The following is a 15,988-nucleotide window of genomic DNA, read 5'->3' as shown; positions in this document are numbered from 1 at the left end:
GGGGCTTTTTTTGTTATAGCATAAGCAGATAAACTGTAACGTATGGCCCTCACAGATCAATCTAAATTTCCACGTGTATTAATCATTGGCGGCGGCTTCGGCGGCATGCAGGTAGCAATGGGACTGGCTAATGCGCCCGTAGAGGTGCTGATGCTGGATAAGCACAACTATCACGTATTTCAGCCGCTTTTATACCAGGTAGCTACCGGTAGCCTCGAAGCTGAGGCTATAGCGTTTTCGCTGCGAAAGAACTTCGACGGGCAAAAGAATTTTACCTTCCGCATTGCCGAAGTGAACAATATCGACACTACCCAAAATAAGGTGAGCACCAACATTGGCGATTTTGATTACGACTATTTAGTTATAGCCACGGGCTCTACCACCAACTTCTTTGGCAATAAGGAGATAGAGCATTATGCCATGCCGATGAAAAGCATACCCGAAGCACTTAACCTGCGTTATCTATTACTGCAAAACATTGAGGAAGCTACCCGTGCAAAAACTGCTGAAGACCGTGCTCCATATCTGAATTTCGTGCTTGTTGGAGCCGGCCCTACCGGTGTGGAATTAGCTGGTGCATTGGCCGAGTTAAAAAACCATGTGCTATGCAAAGATTACCCCGAATTGAAAAAAGAGGAAATGCATGTCTACCTGGTCGACTTTCTGCCAAAGGTTTTGGGGCCGTTTTCTGAAAGCAGTTCAAAGGGTGCCGAGCGTTTCCTGAAAGACATGGGCGTAGAGGTGCTGCTGGGCGTTAAAGTGAACAGTTACGACGGCAACGTTATCAAGTTTGAGGGCGGCCAGGAAATAGCAACCAAGAATGTGATATGGAGTGCCGGTGTAATGGGCGTTATCCCCGATGGTATTTCAAAGGATATAATAGAACGCGGCAACAAAATAAAGGTTGACGAAACTTGCCTGGTAAACGGCACGACAAATGTTTACGCCATCGGCGACGTGGCGTCTATGATCACTACCGAGTATCCTAAAGGGCACCCGGGTGTTGCACAGGTGGCCATACAAATGGGTAAGCACGTTGCTAAGACGATAAGGAACATTATCGACAGCAAACCTACTAACTCATTCAAATACTTCGACAAAGGCTCGTTGGCGACCATTGGCCGTAATAAGGCCGTTGCCGATATCTGGAAGATACATACACAAGGTTTCATAGCTTGGATGATCTGGTGGTTTGTGCACATCGCCTTCTTGCTGGGATTCAGAAACAAGGTATCTGTATTCCTGAATTGGATATTTAACTACATCAGCAACAATGGCGGCAGCAGGTTGATCCTGACAAGCTACGTTCGTGAAACGCAGGAAGTTGACCAAGAAGCCAAAGAACCAAAAGCGGATAATTCTTAATGAAGTGGCGGCGCAATTCGTGCGTCTTAAATTTAGCAAAGGGGTGTTTCACTGTTTCATCTGAAACACTTGAAATAGTCGTTCTATTCTTTTAAGTATGTGACACAATCCTGCTCTTGGCTCTCTATCAGTCTGTTACAGCCTTTATTTACAAGCACTACTATGTCAGTGTTTCAGCGAAAAGTGACTTTTAAGTCATAAAAGTGTTTCAGGCATCAAGCGTTTTTAGCCTTGAAGTCTGTGACCTGTCCTAAAAAAAGTTGACACTTTTAATTGTTAATACTGAATTGAATTTACACTTTTTATTTTAGTCCTTAAAGGGGTTTACACTTGCTCTGTTATTTGTTGATGATTGGGATAATAGTTTCGCCATCGCCGCCTGAGGGGTCCGGATTCCCGGTGTGCTGCCTGTGGTGTCATCATATCTATACTGCTGTGCGGCCTTAAGTTGTTGTAAGTATTTATAGCGCTGCGTACCGCACGTGTTGCACCGCTCAGGTTTTTGTAAGCCTCATTTAACAGTTCAAGTTTAAGTATACCGTTTACACGTTCTGCAATGGCATTATCACGCGGGTTCCCGCTTTGGGTCATACTGATACCAATGCCTTCTTTGATCAAAAGTGCTGTATAGGTACCGCTGCAATATTGCGTGCCGCGATCCGAATGATGGATCAGCGGGGTGTCGGGTTGCTTTTGTGATAAGGCCATTTCAAGTGCTGTAAGGCAGCTGCCGGTAGAAAGATCATGGCTCAGACAGAAGCCAATGATCTTTCGGCTGTAAGCATCCGTGACCAGGCTCAGGTAAGCAAAGCCCTGCCCCACGCGGATGTAAGTGATATCGCTCACCCACAGCCGCCCCGGCGCTGCAGGCACCAGGCCGCCCGTCAGGTCGGGGTATTTCTTAAAGCGGTGGCAGGAAAAGGTGGTACGCGTACGGTATATTTTCCTGCGCACCAGCAAGCCGTTTTCTCTCAAAAGCTCAAAGAATGCATCCCGCCCTATGCCGGGCCGTATCAGTTCAAGCAGTTTCCTTGCACCCAGCCGCGGCTGGCGGCGACGGTGTGCCATTACTTGCTGAATGATTTCTTCTTGTTTAAAAGTCCGCATTTCTGTGGACCGGTGATGCTGGTAATAGGCTTGTGAACTGTAACCAAGCAGTCTGCATAACTCGCGCAGCCCGCGGCTGCGTTTTTGCATGCTTACTCCGACTGCCTGGTGCCAGACTTTTTTCTGATGTTGGTACCCAGCTCCTTATCTGCTATATCTATGATGTTATTCAGCAGCTCATTCTTTAGCTGCTCTGTCCGTAACATCGCTTTCAATAAAGACACATCATCGGGAAGAACTGTCTTCTTCGAACTTCTCAATGCCTTTTCGTTTAACTTGTCCTTGTTCACTATGCGGGAAATAGTTGTGGGTGATACGCCGTACTTTTTTGCTAAGGTACGCAAACTCTTACCCATGATCTCACGCTCATGTATGATACGCTCCGCTTTCCATTTGTCCATCTTGTTCCTCTACTTTTCTGTAAACTTATTTCAGGACAAGTCACTGCTTAAAGTTTCGGTTCCGTGAAATGCTTTGAATACCACGTTCATAAAAAAAGCGGCGCACTATTGTACGCCGCTTTTTTTTATGCATGCGATAAGCAATTGGGAACCTGCTCAGTAGGAGATCCCCCGCAATGACGGGAAGGAGATCGATTACATCTTTTTAGCTTCTACAGTTGGTGTTTGCAAAGACACTTCACGCACCCAGATGTTACGGAAGCTGATGGGTTCGCTCTTATCACCGTGTGCCTGCAATTTTATAGGCGCGGCACCATGTGCGGTGGTGTAGGATGGCTTGCCAACGTATTGCGTTGGGCCTAATAGCTCCACATTATTTTCTACCAGTACACCATTAAATAAAACAGTCACACGCGCAGGGGTAGCCATTTTGCCATCGGCAGAAAAAGTTGGCGCTGTCCAAACCACATCATAAGTTTGCCATTCGCCGGGTTTACGTGCCGCGTTTGCCAGCGGAATAAACTGTTTGTAAATACTGCCCGCCATACCGTTAGAGTAGGTAGGGTTGTTATAAGAATCAAGTACTTGAAGCTCGTAACCAAGATCGCCCTTGCCTAAAGAAGCCAGGAAGATCCCACTGTTACCGCGAAGCTGACCGCTGCCGGTAATATTAGCCGGTACACGCCACTCTATATGCAGCTGGTAGTTAGTGAACTTCTGCTTTGTTTCTATGTTGCCACCTGTCTTATCAACGGTCAATAACCCGTCCTTAACGGTCCAGGTGGCGGGGCTACCGTCAATAACTTTAACCCATTGGTCAAGGTTCTTACCATCAAATAATACGATAGCGTCGGAAGGAGCACCCTCTGACATCAATTTACCCGGTGTTACCACCTTCGGTACCGGTTCATACACTTCGGTATCCTCGTGCTTAGCGGTTGTTTGCGCTTGTGCCATATAAAGGCCGCCGGCCAATAGTGCAGTGAAAACAAATTTTATCTTTTTCATAATCTGTTATAATTAAGCGAACAGGGTATTCTTTATATACTTAGCGCTTTCTGTGATGCTAATGTAAGGGTCTATTTTGAAGTTCTCCTGCTCAACAACGTAATGCTGTATGCCGGCCAATTTGGCCTCTGCAACAATCTTTTTAAAATCTATGCTGCCTTTGCCAATCTCGGTATTCAATTCCGGCTGGCCTTTGTCCATGTCCTTAACATGTACCAACTGGAAACGGCCCGGATATTTTTTGATCCACTGGATAGGGTCTTGTCCGCTGCGTACAACCCAATAAATGTCCATCTCAAAGCTAAAATTTGCTTTGCTGGTACCCTTTAACAATTCGTCTGCAAGCGTAGTACCGCCAACATTGGTAAACTCGAAATTGTGGTTATGGTATCCCAATTTTACGCCCGCGTTTTTCGCGTGTTCAGCAGCTTTGTTTACCTTTTCTACAAATGATTTAATGTCAGACGCGGTTTTACGGTATTGGTCGCCCAGGTATGGAATGATCACGTATTCCTGACCGGTTACCTTTGCGGCTTCAATACACTCATCAAGCATAGCCATGTTACCGGTCTCTACGCCTGTACCATAGTGGCCGCTGCAGGTGGTCAAGCCATTAGCCTTTAATGTCTGGCTAAATTCTGACGCGCTTAAACCCCAGAAACCGTTTGCCTTTGAGTAGCCGAAGGTTTCCACCTCTTTGTAGCCCGCTTGCGCTACTTTCGCGATAACGCCTTTCGGATCTTTTGGTAATTGCTCACGCAGGGTGTAAAGTTGTATACCTGCTTTCGCGTTGATCTTTGCCGATGCCATGTGCGGGGCTAAGAACGCGCCTGCTGTCAATAACCCGGCGTTGCTTAAAAACTGTCTTCTTGTAGTCATAGGTACTATAATTGGTTTTACTTCTTAAAATTTGCATTGTCATTGCGACAAACGAAGCAGTCTAGAGGACGGTAATTGCATCCGGATATGCTAGGATTGCCGCGCCGCGTTTTGCGGCTCGCAATGACACTTTTGTTTTATACATCACAGATATGCACACATTTCTTTAACGCGGCAAACTTATCAGGGTTTAACGGCGAAAATTCTTGCGCTACGTATCCTTTAAATCCTGTCTTTACAATGGCTTTCATAATAGCAGGATAATACAGTTCCTGCGTGTCATCTATTTCATGCCTGCCCGGTACGCCGCCTGTGTGGTAATGCGCTATGTAATGATGGTATTGCTCAATGTTGCGGATGACATCACCCTCATCTATCTGCATATGATAGATATCAAACAACAACTTAAAATTTTCTGAACCCAGACGTTTGCCCAATTCAGCGCCCCACCATGCGCGGTCGCATTGATAATCCTTGTGGTCTATTTTGCTGTTCAGTAATTCCATCACCAGGGTAACGCCGTGTTTCTCTGCAAGCGGAAGCAATTTTTGCAGGCCGGTTACACAGTTGCTCCAACCCTCTTCGTCGCTCATGCCACGGCGCGAGCCGCTGAAACAGATAAGGTTTTTATACCCTGCCTTGCCCACAAGCGGGATCATCTCACTGTAGTTGGCTATCAGCTTATCGTGGTACTTTTTATCGTTAAAACCCTCGGTAAGGCTTATCTCCGCCCCATTGCACATCGGCGAATCAATGCCGTACTTTTTAAGCGTTGGCCATTCTTTAGGGCCAACCAAGTCGAGGCCTTTTAAGCCCATTTGCTTAAAAGTGCTGCATACTTTATCCAAACCGTATTCGTGATAGATCCACCAGCAAGCCGAGTGGTTGATATTCCCTTTCAGCGGTTTGTTGACTTCCACATCGAATTTGACGTCTTTGAAAGATGACAGCATTCCCCCTGCCGATACAGCAGCTGTACCGGTAAGAATATTTTTTATTGCTGATCTGCGGTTTTGTGACATGCCTGTTGATTAAACGTCTAAACGCATATCTTTTTGCTCGTCCAGGTTCAAAGACGGATCTGTATTCATGCTTGTTTTATCCTTAAACAGTAACAGAAATATCACCAATACTACTGCCGCAATACCCGCAGGGATCAACCAGATCTGAGTCCAGTTGTGCGTTTCGCCTGTTTTGTAAGAATCCACTATCGGGCCCGAGATCAAGAAGCCGATTAGCATACCTACGCCATAAGTAGCAAGGGTAATAAAGCCTTGTGCCGCACTTTTGAAGCGCTCGCCTGCCAAATTATCGGTGTAGATCTGTCCGGTCACGAAGAAGAAATCATAACACATACCGTGCATTACAATACCTGCTATCAGCATCCAGTAATTGGTGTCGATGTTTCCGTACGCAAAGAAGATGTAACGCAATACCCAGGCTATCATACCGAAAGCAAGCATCTTTTTAACGCCTAAGCGTACAAAGAAGAAAGGCATAGCCACCATGAACAATAGCTCTGACACCTGGCCGAAAGCCTGTTTGCCTGCCGCACCCTGCATGCCTACCTCGTTAAGGAATGGATTAGTAAAGTTGTAATAGAAAGCCAGCGGTACGCATATTGCTACCGATGCTAAAAAGAACACAAGGAATGAGCGATTCTTCAATAAACCGATAGCATCCAAACCAAGAATGTCGCCAATTGAAGTCGTTTGACCCGCTTTTGCCGGCGGAGTTGCAGGCAAAGTAAAGCTGAATAAACCTAAAATAAGTGAGGCCGCAGCTGCGGTTTTAAATGTAAGATCAAGCGTACCGTGCTGCTCCCAGCCTAACCAACCGATAGTAAAGCCGGCAACTATCCAGCCCAAAGTACCCAATACCCTTATCGGCGGAAATTCTTTGCTTGGGTTGGTCATCTGACGGAAAGATATAGAGTTAACCAGCGCCAGCGTTGGCATGTAAATGATCATATAGATCAATACATATGGATAAAACGCTTTAAAATCGGGCGCGGTTGAGCACATCCACATCAGAATGGCGCCGGCAATATGTAAAACCCCTAAGATCTTTTGCGCTGAAAAGAATTTATCAGCTATCAATCCGATAATAAACGGTGCCACAATGGCCCCGATAGACTGCGTGAGAAATGCTACGCCAACTTCTGTACCTGTAGTATGCAGGTTCTTTAGCAGATAAGTTCCTAAGGTTACAAACCATGCGCCCCAGATAAAAAACTCCAGGAACATCATGACAGACAGCCTGATCTTTACAGATGTATTCATCTTACTTAACGGTTAAAATATATTTAACCATCTCTTTAGCATCATCAACAGAAAGCGATGGGTGCGGTGTCATTGGTACGTCGCCCCAGCTGCCCGATCCGCCTTTGATTACTTTATCGGCTAGTTTATCTACATCGCCAGAGCTGTATTTCTTAGCTACATCGGCATAAGCAGGGCCAACAAGTTTTTCATGCTCCTTATGGCAGGTAAGGCAGTCATTTTTGGCTAAAAGCTGCGCGCCTTTAGACGAGCTTGCAACCGCAGTTGTAGTGTTCTCTGTACCTATGTTTTTATTGGCGGTATCCATTGCCGCGTCTGAGTTGTGCGCAACAGCAGATTGGTTGGCCGCAACTGTTGTATCTGTGCTTAACTTGTCATCCTTAGAACCACCGCAGGCGGCAAGTATAGATGCAAATGATAAAATGATCAATGTCTTCTTCATGGTGTTATTGGTGTAGTATTTAGTTTTTGTTAGCTACTATACTTAATAGCATAGCTTTTATATTTTTTTATTTAGAGTTGTTGGTTATTAAGGTGTCGTCTTCTAATTTTAATCATTTCGGCGTTACCCGCATTAAGCGGGTCGGGCTATTCGTTTCAACTCCTCGCGCCGCTTAAGCGGCACTGCGGGATTTTACACTTCTATCCCTAACGCATTTCCTTTTTCTTTTATATTCCTAAAGTCTTCTTATTCATCTCACTGTTGATGCCTGATGCGGCAAAATCGTCAAAAACACGGTCTGTAACGTGTATAATATGATCGGCTATAAACTTAGCACCTTCTCTTGCGCCGTCTTCGGGATGTTTTAAAGCACACTCCCATTCAAGTACTGCCCATCCCGGAAAATCGTACTGAGCCAATTTACTAAAAATCGACTTAAAGTCAACCTGCCCATCGCCCAGTGACCGGAAGCGGCCGGCACGGTCTATCCAGTTTTGGTAACCGCCGTATACACCCTGCCTGCCCGTCGAATTAAATTCGGCGTCTTTTACGTGCATCATTTTGATGCGCTCGTGATAGATGTCTATATATTCCAGGTAATCAAGGCACTGCAAAACAAAATGCGAAGGATCATAAAGCAGGTTTGCGCGCTTGTGATTGTTTACCTTCTCCAGGAACATTTCAAACGTCACGCCATCATGCAGATCTTCACCGGGATGTATCTCGTAGCAAAGGTCAATGCCCTGTTCATCGTAGTAGTTAAGGATCGGCGTCCAGCGTTTAGCCAGTTCGGTAAAAGCTTCATCAACCATTCCGGCCGGCCGCTGAGGCCATGGGTATACAAATGGCCATGCAAACGCGCCGCTAAAGGTCACGCTTGCCTGCAAACCCAGGTTTTGTGATGCCTTGGCAGCGTACTTAACCTGCTGTACGGCCCATTCCTGGCGCGCCTTAGGGTTATTGCGGTAAGCCTCGGGAGCAAAGCCATCAAACAGGTGATCGTAAACCGGGTTCACGGCCACCAGCTGGCCTTGTATGTGTGTAGAAAGTTCTGTGATCTCTAATCCGGCAGCGTTGACAATGCCTTTAACTTCGTCGGCATAGGTCTTGCTTTCGGCGGCTTTTTGCAGGTCGATGAAACGGGCATCGCCTGTGGGCAACTGTAACCCTTTATAACCCAAACCGGCCGCCCACTCACTTATGGATTTAAGGTCGTTAAACGGGGCCTTATCACCAATAAACTGTGCTATAAATAATGCCGGTCCTTTGATAGTAACCATGTATTAGGTATTAATGTAGTCGCTTTATGTCATTGCGAGGAACGAAGCAATCCGGGCATAAGATCATCCTATGAGATTGCTTCGTTCCTCGCAATGACAAATTAAGATTGCCCCATCGGGGCAATAGCTTCTTGTTATGCCAGCGCCCAGGCCTTATCCCCTTTTTTGTAAGGATAATTACCATCAAACTTACCCGGTATAGGTAAATAACGCAGCGCTTTGGTACAGCCTTCTTCAGAAGTGAAGTAGCCCAACAGGGTTAACTGTTTAACCATGGTATAAAAATGGTTAGGGTCTTCTTTCTTTTTGCTTTTGTTGTAAGCTGCTGCTTCTTTGTCAAGATCTGCTAACACGGCCGCGCGCTGTTTAGCATCGGCTTTTATAAATTTAACGCTGTATTTTCTCTCAGTAGCGTCATCGATCTTGCCTAGGCCTTCGGTAAATACCTTTTGATCTTCCGGCGCGTAGCAATCGCGTACCATTACATTCATAAAGGCGCCTACTTTTGCGTCTTTAGCTCCCGGAGTGCTGGTGCGTGGTAAAATAGTCTCGGCTACTTCATCCATGTAAGCAATGGTTTCCGGTTTTGCCAGGTCTTTAACGTCACCTGCAACAGGCGATTTACAACCTGACACAAAAAACTCCGCGCCTATAACCGCGCCGCCCATTAACAAGGCTACTCTTCCAATGGCGTCTCTTCTGTTCATATCTTAGTAAATAAGTTATTCGTAATTAAGTTAATTGGTTATGCTCCCAATGTCCAGCCGCTGCGGTATTCGCGCTTTACAAACTGGTTTACCTCGTCGAAATTAGTTACGCGCATGTTGGCGTTATCCCACAGCAATTTCTTGCTGTGGCCCGGTACGTACTGGAACCTGCCATTATTCATGGTGCCCAATTCGTGGCCGCGTACTGCAAGATTGGCCATCAATAATGCCTCTGTCAACGGACCGGCGATCTCGAATGGTGAGCTTACTTCTTTTTTACCGTAACCAGCTATACAAGCTTCTACCCATTGGCCGTAGTGGCCTTCCTGCTGACCAGGTACACGCTCGTACTCTTGTTTTACATTGGCATCCTTGGTGCGCGATGTTGGCAGCAACTGCGGGTTTAATCCATAAGTACTGGCTATCATTTTGCCTTTGGTACCGATGAACAATGTACCGTTGCCATCATCACCAAACCTTTCGTCAGCGCCTAACTCTTCAGGGCGTTCGGGCTGTATGCCGCCGTCCATCCAGTGCAGGGTAATGTCGCCTTTGGTTTTATTGGTTTTAGGGAAAGTTAGCGTAATGTGGCTTGATGGAGGGCAGCTGTCAGGGAAGTGACCTTGTTTAAATTCATCAACATAAACACTGCCTACACTCGCCTGTACATCTTTCGCGTAGCGGATACCTAACACACGGAAAGGTGCCTCTACCAGGTGGCAGCCCATATCGCCTAAAGCCCCGGTACCGTAATCCCACCAGCCACGCCAGTTGAACGGAACAAGCTTATCTACGTAATCTTTCTGCGGGGCTGTACCCAGCCAAAGGTTCCAATCCAGTTCTTTAGGGATATCTGCCTTGGTTGTTGGCCATGGAATACCTTGCGGCCACACCGGGCGGTTTGTCCAGCAATAAACGGTATGCACATCGCCTATAAGGCCTGCATCGTACCATTCTGCCAGCTGACGGGTACCATCATTAGAGGCTCCCTGGTTGCCCATTTGGGTTACCACTTTGTATTTTTTTGCCGCTTCTGTAAGCAGGCGTGCCTCATAAATATCATGTGTCAACGGCTTTTGCACGTACACGTGCTTGCCCAGTTGCATGGCATGGTAAGTAATGATGGCATGGTTATGATCGGGCGTTGAAACAGATACGGCATCGAAGTTTTTATGCTCCTTGTCGTACATCTCACGCCAATCTTTGTAATATTTTGCTTTAGGGAACTTCTTTACGGTGTTAGCCGCGCGGCGGTCGTCAACATCACACAGGAAAGCTATCTCCGCTTTACCACTTTTGTAAAAGTTAGCAATATCGCTTTCGCCTTTACCACCAACGCCCACGCTGGCAATAACTAAACGGTCGCTTGGCGCAATGAAGCCTTTACCGCCTAAAACGTGCCTAGGCACAATCATAAACGCTGCAGCGGCAACACTACCCGTGCGGATAAAATCGCGGCGGGTTACCTGACCGGTTTTCTTCTCTTCTGGTTTATCGCTCATTGGTTTTTGTTGGTTGATGTTATGCTAAATTGCCTTTTTTCAACTGCTCTACTGCGTAGTTGGCTGCACGTGCAGTCAATGCCATATATGTCAATGACGGGTTTTGGCAGGCAGAAGAAGCCATTGCAGCACCATCTGTCACAAATACGTTCTGCGCATCCCAAACCTGATTCCATCCGTTAAGAACAGAAGATTTTGGATCGCGGCCCATACGTGCAGTGCCCATCTCATGGATACCTTTACCCAACACAGCGTCTTGTACAAAAGGAGTTACATGTTTTAACCCTGCTGCTTCTAACATCTCAACCGCGTCTGCCTGCATGTCTACACGCATTTTCTTTTCGTTATCGCGAATAACAGCGTCAATAACAGGAATAGGTAAGCCCCATGCATCTTTTTTGTCTTTGCTCAGGGTCATTTTGTTTTCGTGGTATGGTAGTGTTTCACCAAAACCGCTCATACCAAATGTCCATTGGCCCGGTTCTGATAACGCGTCTTTGAAGTCGCCGCCAACATTCAATTCCGGAATATCACGGCTCCAGCGCTCTCGGCCTGCGCTACCCTGGTAACCAAACCCGCGAATATAATCGCGTTTTTCGCCATTAAGGTTGCGGTAACGAGGAATATAGATACCGTTTGCACGGCGACCGAATGTATATTTATCTTCATAACCTTCCGCAACACCGCCGGCACCTACATTAAGGTGGTGGTCCATAATATTGTGACCCAACTGATCGCTGCTGCTGCCCAAACCTCCCGGCCAGATATCAGTTGCAGAGTTCATCAGGATCCACGCAGAGTTGATAGCCGAAGCGTTTACGAATACGATCTTTGCGTAGTACTCATAGGTTTGTTTGGTTTGCGCGTCTAAAACTTCAACGCCCTTTGCCTTTTTAGTGTCCTTGTCATAAAGGATACGTGTTACTATGCTCCATGGACGTAAGGTAAGGTTACCTGTCTTCTGGGCTGCCGGTAATGTAGCCGATTGCGTGCTGAAGTAAGCACCGAACGGACAGCCTAACCAGCATTTGTTACGGTATTGGCAATTAGTACGCCCCTCGTGCGGAACTGTAATATTTGCGGTACGACCGATAATGAAGTGGCGCTGCTCATTGTAGTGCTCTACAAAGCGTTTCTTCATATCCTTCTCCACAATGTTCATTTCCATTGCAGGCATAAAATCGCCATCCGGAAGTATCGGCACGCCATCGCGGTTACCGGATATACCTGCAAATTTCTCTGCATAGCTATACCATGGTGCAAGGTCGGCGTAACGGATAGGCCAGTCGGTACCTACGCCGTCTTTTAAATTCGCTTCAAAATCTGTGTCGTGCCAGCGGTATGATTGCCTGCCCCACATCAAAGATCGGCCGCCAACGTGGTATCCGCGGAACCAGTCAAAAGGTTTAACCTCTTCGTAAGGGCTTTCTTTTTCATTTACCCAATAATCGAGGTTGGTTTCGTTTAAAGGATAATCGCGGTTCAACACCGGATAATCTTTAACCATCTCCTGGGTTTTGCCACCGCGGTGCGGAAACTCCCATGGTGCTTTGTTGGCGTTTACGTAATCTTTAATGTGTACGATGTCGCGGCCGCGTTCAAGCATAATGGTTTTAAGACCTTTCTCTGTAAGTTCTTTTGCTGCCCATCCGCCCGAAATACCGGACCCAATAACTATGGCATCGTACGTGTTCGTTGCTGACATAATGAAGGAATAATTTGGTTTTAGCGGGCTTTTAGATAAAACCCTCGCCTAATGTATGAAAATTTTTATTTGAGAAAAAAGCGCCTATTGTGTTTTTCACACACAATAGACTTATTTATAATAATTCTAAGTAAGGGGCTGCCTATTGCATCAGGTATGTTACAATGAAGCATCATTTTGAGGATTTAGCGGGGGATTTTAATTCGAATAGACAAACTTCATTAGGTTAATTACAGAATAGTTCACCGGCAAAATAAACGTATAAGCCTGAGTCAAAAAGATCTTTCGTTAATGACGCTTAACAATAAGCAGCAGGGTGCATTTCTGGCGTTGCCGCTTCCCAGCCCGCGCTTTACGTTATACGCCTGCAGGCCTTATGCACAGGCCGGTAACCGCTTCAATCGCTAACGCGTAACTTCTTTTAAAGTTGTTGACACTGAATTAACGACACCGAAAAATGCGGCATCAGTCTGCGCTGTAATCCCAAGCCGTGAAACCAGCAGAAACATTGTAGCGCAGAGTGCAGCCGCGAGTTTTCTTGGTTAATTCTTTTGACGGCCAAAAGAAGTGTCGAGCCTTAGCGGCGAATGAGCGTAAAAGATATTGTCCTTTGAGATATCGACGATCCCTGATGCTATCGGGACAGCTTGATTTTGAAAAACATCTCACAATTCGTCATTGCGAAGAATGAAATGACGAAGCAATCCTCGATTATCTAAAAGACTGTCATCCCGAACGCAGAGAGGGATCTTCTGCGGTTTTTATGAAGCAGAAGATTTCTCGCTCCGCTCGAAATGACAATTGTAGATTATAAATTGAGGCCTATATATTCCCCTTTTTCATTTCACTCACCGCGTAATCAACTGCGCGGGCAGTAAATGCCATATAAGTTAATGACGGATTTTGTGTTGACGTTGAAGTCATGCTGGCCCCGTCAGTTACAAACACGTTATTTACCGCGTGCATCTGGTGCCATTTGTTAAGCATAGATGTTTTTGGATCGTTACCCATGCGGCAGCCACCCATCTCGTGTATATCTAAACCCGGCGCCTGCTTGCTGTCCATGACATTTACGTTTTTGAACCCTGCCTTTGTAAACATCTCGGTCATTTGTTCCTGGTAGTCTTTGATCATCTTCTCATCATTATCATCATAAGAGATGTTGATCTTTAATTGCGGAACACCCCATTCGTCTTTTTTGGACTCGTCAAGGCTCACCGTATTGGTTTCTTTCGGGATGGTTTCCCCCATCATGTGTGAGCCAACTTTCCAGCCACTCAATTTAGGGTTCATTAAGTTACGCTTTAATGACTCGCCAACACCATTTTCATCTGTTTGCATCTGGCGGTATGCACTAAAACCTGCCGCATAACCGCGAAGGAAATTGGTTTCCTGTTTTTTAACGTTCCTGAAACGTGGAAGGTAGCCACCACCTGCAGGGTTGCGGCCGTCTGTGGTCCATTCCATTTCGCCATCGTATTCGCCCCAGGCACGTGCACGGTAATTATGGAAGGCAACGTATTTACCCAATACACCGCTATCGTTACCTAATCCGTTAGGGAAGCGTTTAGATTTTGAATTTAGTAACACCAGATTGGTGTTTATTGCGGCGGCATTAACAAAGATCACCTTGGCATAAAACTCCATTACCTGCTTGGTATTGGTATCAATGATGCGCACACCGGTCGCTTTATTCTTTGCATCATCATAAATGATCTCTTGAACCACTGAGAACGGCCGAAGAGTAAGTTTCCCGGTCTTAAGCGCCCAGGGGATGGTTGATGAGTTGGCACTAAAATATCCGCCAAACGGGCAGCCTCGTTGGCATAGCACCCGGTTCTGGCATTTGGCACGGCCCTGATCCAAATGTATTTGATTTGGCTTGCTTAAATGTGCGCAGCGTGCGCTGATCACGTGGCGTCCGGGGTAGTTCTTAGCTACGAAATTGCTGAAATATTGTTCCACAACATTAAGCGGGAAGCCTGGTAAAAACTCACCATCGGGTAGGTTGTCCAAACCATCCCTGTTGCCAGCAATGCCTGCAAACTTTTCCACATAGCTATACCATGGCGCAATATCTTTATAACGTATTGGCCAGTCTACAGCGAAACCGTCGCGGGCAGGGCCTTCAAAGTCGTAGTCGCTCCAGCGTTGGGTTTGGCGTGCCCAAAGCAAAGATTTACCACCTACCTGGTAACCGCGTATCCAGTCAAAAGGCTTTTCTTGTACGTAAGGGTGCTGGGCGTCCTTCACGCAAAAATGTTCTGCATCTTCATGAAAAATGTAGCAGCGGTTCATTACCGGGTTGGCTTGCTGCACGTCGTACGGGATCTGCCCGCGGTGCGCAAATTCATAGGGATACATATTGGTTGTAGGATAATCAACCAAATGCTTAACATCGCGGCCCCGTTCCAGCATTAAGGTGTTCAAGCCTTTCTCTGTAAACTCTTTGGCTGCCCAGCCCCCGCTCATGCCAGAGCCTATTACGATAGCATCGAACGTATGTTGTTTTATTGCCTCTGTATTTAAATTTGCCATTACGATACGCGCTTTAATTGTGACACCGGCAATTTTGGATTGTACCTGCCTGGCACCAACTCATAAACAATTTGCTTGGTCATAAAGTACTTTGAGTAGGTATAACCAAAAATGGTCTCGCCTTTTACCATGCTATAAAATGCCAGTACATCATCCTGTGGGGTAGCATTGCCGCTTTTGCCTTTTACCTGACTGTCTTTTTTCTGTTGGATCTTTTTATTGTCTATCTCTGTAAGAAACGCTTCGCGCTGTTGTTGCGTAGCCTGGCCGAACGGCTTGCCCAATTTATCTTTGGCTTGCTTTGCCATCTTGTCCAAGCCATCAACAAAGGCTTTTTGATCATCCGGACTAAAGCAATCATCTACCATTTTCATCACAAATAAATGCACCTTTAAGTCTTTAGCACCTGGTGTGTCTGTTTTAGGTATGATGGTTTCAGCTACGTCAGCAATAAATTGCTCCTGATCTGCATCTATGCTGATCTTCTTTAACGCGATCGAAGCCTTGCCGGCTGGTTTATCGCATGCGGGGAGCAAGGCCGCTCCGCCGATGATCAGCGCCAGGTTTGTTAAGGCTGTTCGCCTGTCAATAGGTTTAAACATTTTTGATCCTTCTAACCCTCCTTCAAAAGTCGGGCTTTTGATTTTTTAAATTTACCTAACGCAATATATAATTTATAAGATGCTGCATAGGTGGTTATCGTCAATTTTACAAGTAACCCCTCCCAACCCTCCCCTGAAGGGGCGGGCTTTTATTTAGAGTCTCCCCCTTC

General features: G+C 46.2%; 14 protein-coding genes. 1 reads left to right on the top strand and 13 read right to left on the bottom strand.

All coding sequences use genetic code 11. The features are described from left to right. The first annotated feature begins 42 nt into the window (after positions 1 to 42). The gene (locus GO620_RS04340) at positions 43 to 1,365 is read left to right on the top strand and encodes an NAD(P)/FAD-dependent oxidoreductase (protein ID WP_157526800.1); all 1,323 of its coding nucleotides are present in this window, start codon (positions 43 to 45) and stop codon (positions 1,363 to 1,365) included. Positions 1,366 to 1,689: 324 nt separating this feature from the next. Here the strand turns inward: GO620_RS04340 and GO620_RS04335 are convergent, their stop codons facing one another. The 13 genes from GO620_RS04335 to GO620_RS04275 all read right to left on the bottom strand — a co-directional run bounded on the left by GO620_RS04335 (position 1,690) and on the right by GO620_RS04275 (position 15,818). Next, a complete protein-coding gene (locus GO620_RS04335; RefSeq protein ID WP_157527017.1) occupies positions 1,690 to 2,562 on the bottom strand; it encodes an IS3 family transposase in 873 nt (290 codons plus the stop codon). Between the two features lie 2 nt (positions 2,563 to 2,564). Then, positions 2,565 to 2,873, bottom strand: a complete 309-nt coding sequence (locus tag GO620_RS04330; RefSeq protein WP_200229806.1) for a helix-turn-helix domain-containing protein — start codon at positions 2,871 to 2,873, stop codon at positions 2,565 to 2,567. A gap of 195 nt (positions 2,874 to 3,068) precedes the next feature. Then, positions 3,069 to 3,881 (bottom strand): 3-keto-disaccharide hydrolase, encoded by an 813-nt coding sequence (locus GO620_RS04325; protein ID WP_157526578.1) that lies wholly within the window; start codon positions 3,879 to 3,881, stop codon positions 3,069 to 3,071. 12 nt (positions 3,882 to 3,893) lie between these two features. Continuing rightward, entirely contained in the window at positions 3,894 to 4,760 is an 867-nt protein-coding gene (locus GO620_RS04320; protein ID WP_157526577.1) for a sugar phosphate isomerase/epimerase family protein, read from the bottom strand. Positions 4,761 to 4,897: 137 nt separating this feature from the next. After that, positions 4,898 to 5,782 carry a hydroxypyruvate isomerase family protein gene (locus GO620_RS04315; RefSeq protein ID WP_157526576.1) on the bottom strand — a complete coding sequence of 295 codons (885 nt, stop codon included), beginning with the start codon at positions 5,780 to 5,782 and terminating at the stop codon, positions 4,898 to 4,900. A gap of 9 nt (positions 5,783 to 5,791) precedes the next feature. Beyond that, entirely contained in the window at positions 5,792 to 7,042 is a 1,251-nt protein-coding gene (locus GO620_RS04310) for a nucleoside permease (RefSeq protein WP_157526575.1), read from the bottom strand. 1 nt (position 7,043) lies between these two features. Beyond that, complete coding sequence (locus GO620_RS04305; RefSeq protein ID WP_157526574.1) at positions 7,044 to 7,484, bottom strand: c-type cytochrome; 441 nt, start codon at positions 7,482 to 7,484, stop codon at positions 7,044 to 7,046. A gap of 227 nt (positions 7,485 to 7,711) precedes the next feature. Continuing rightward, positions 7,712 to 8,764 carry a sugar phosphate isomerase/epimerase family protein gene (locus tag GO620_RS04300; protein ID WP_157526573.1) on the bottom strand — a complete coding sequence of 351 codons (1,053 nt, stop codon included), beginning with the start codon at positions 8,762 to 8,764 and terminating at the stop codon, positions 7,712 to 7,714. A 134-nt stretch (positions 8,765 to 8,898) separates the two neighbouring features. Further along, positions 8,899 to 9,471 carry a gluconate 2-dehydrogenase subunit 3 family protein gene (locus tag GO620_RS04295; protein WP_157526572.1) on the bottom strand — a complete coding sequence of 191 codons (573 nt, stop codon included), beginning with the start codon at positions 9,469 to 9,471 and terminating at the stop codon, positions 8,899 to 8,901. Between the two features lie 38 nt (positions 9,472 to 9,509). Beyond that, positions 9,510 to 10,973, bottom strand: coding sequence for a Gfo/Idh/MocA family protein (locus GO620_RS04290; protein WP_157526571.1), 1,464 nt, complete (start codon positions 10,971 to 10,973; stop codon positions 9,510 to 9,512). Between the two features lie 19 nt (positions 10,974 to 10,992). Continuing rightward, positions 10,993 to 12,678, bottom strand: coding sequence for a GMC oxidoreductase (locus GO620_RS04285; protein ID WP_157526570.1), 1,686 nt, complete (start codon positions 12,676 to 12,678; stop codon positions 10,993 to 10,995). 822 nt (positions 12,679 to 13,500) lie between these two features. Next, a complete protein-coding gene (locus tag GO620_RS04280; RefSeq protein ID WP_157526569.1) occupies positions 13,501 to 15,216 on the bottom strand; it encodes a GMC oxidoreductase in 1,716 nt (571 codons plus the stop codon). After that, the gene (locus tag GO620_RS04275) at positions 15,216 to 15,818 is read right to left on the bottom strand and encodes a gluconate 2-dehydrogenase subunit 3 family protein (protein WP_157526568.1); all 603 of its coding nucleotides are present in this window, start codon (positions 15,816 to 15,818) and stop codon (positions 15,216 to 15,218) included. Before GO620_RS04275 ends, GO620_RS04280 begins: the two co-directional genes overlap by 1 nt. Positions 15,819 to 15,988 lie beyond the last annotated feature (170 nt).

It is taken from the genome of Mucilaginibacter ginkgonis, assembly GCF_009754905.2.
GTDB lineage: Bacteria > Bacteroidota > Bacteroidia > Sphingobacteriales > Sphingobacteriaceae > Mucilaginibacter > Mucilaginibacter ginkgonis.
The sequence above is the reverse complement of the archived record's forward strand: the minus strand, read 5'-3'. Positions and strand labels throughout refer to the sequence as shown.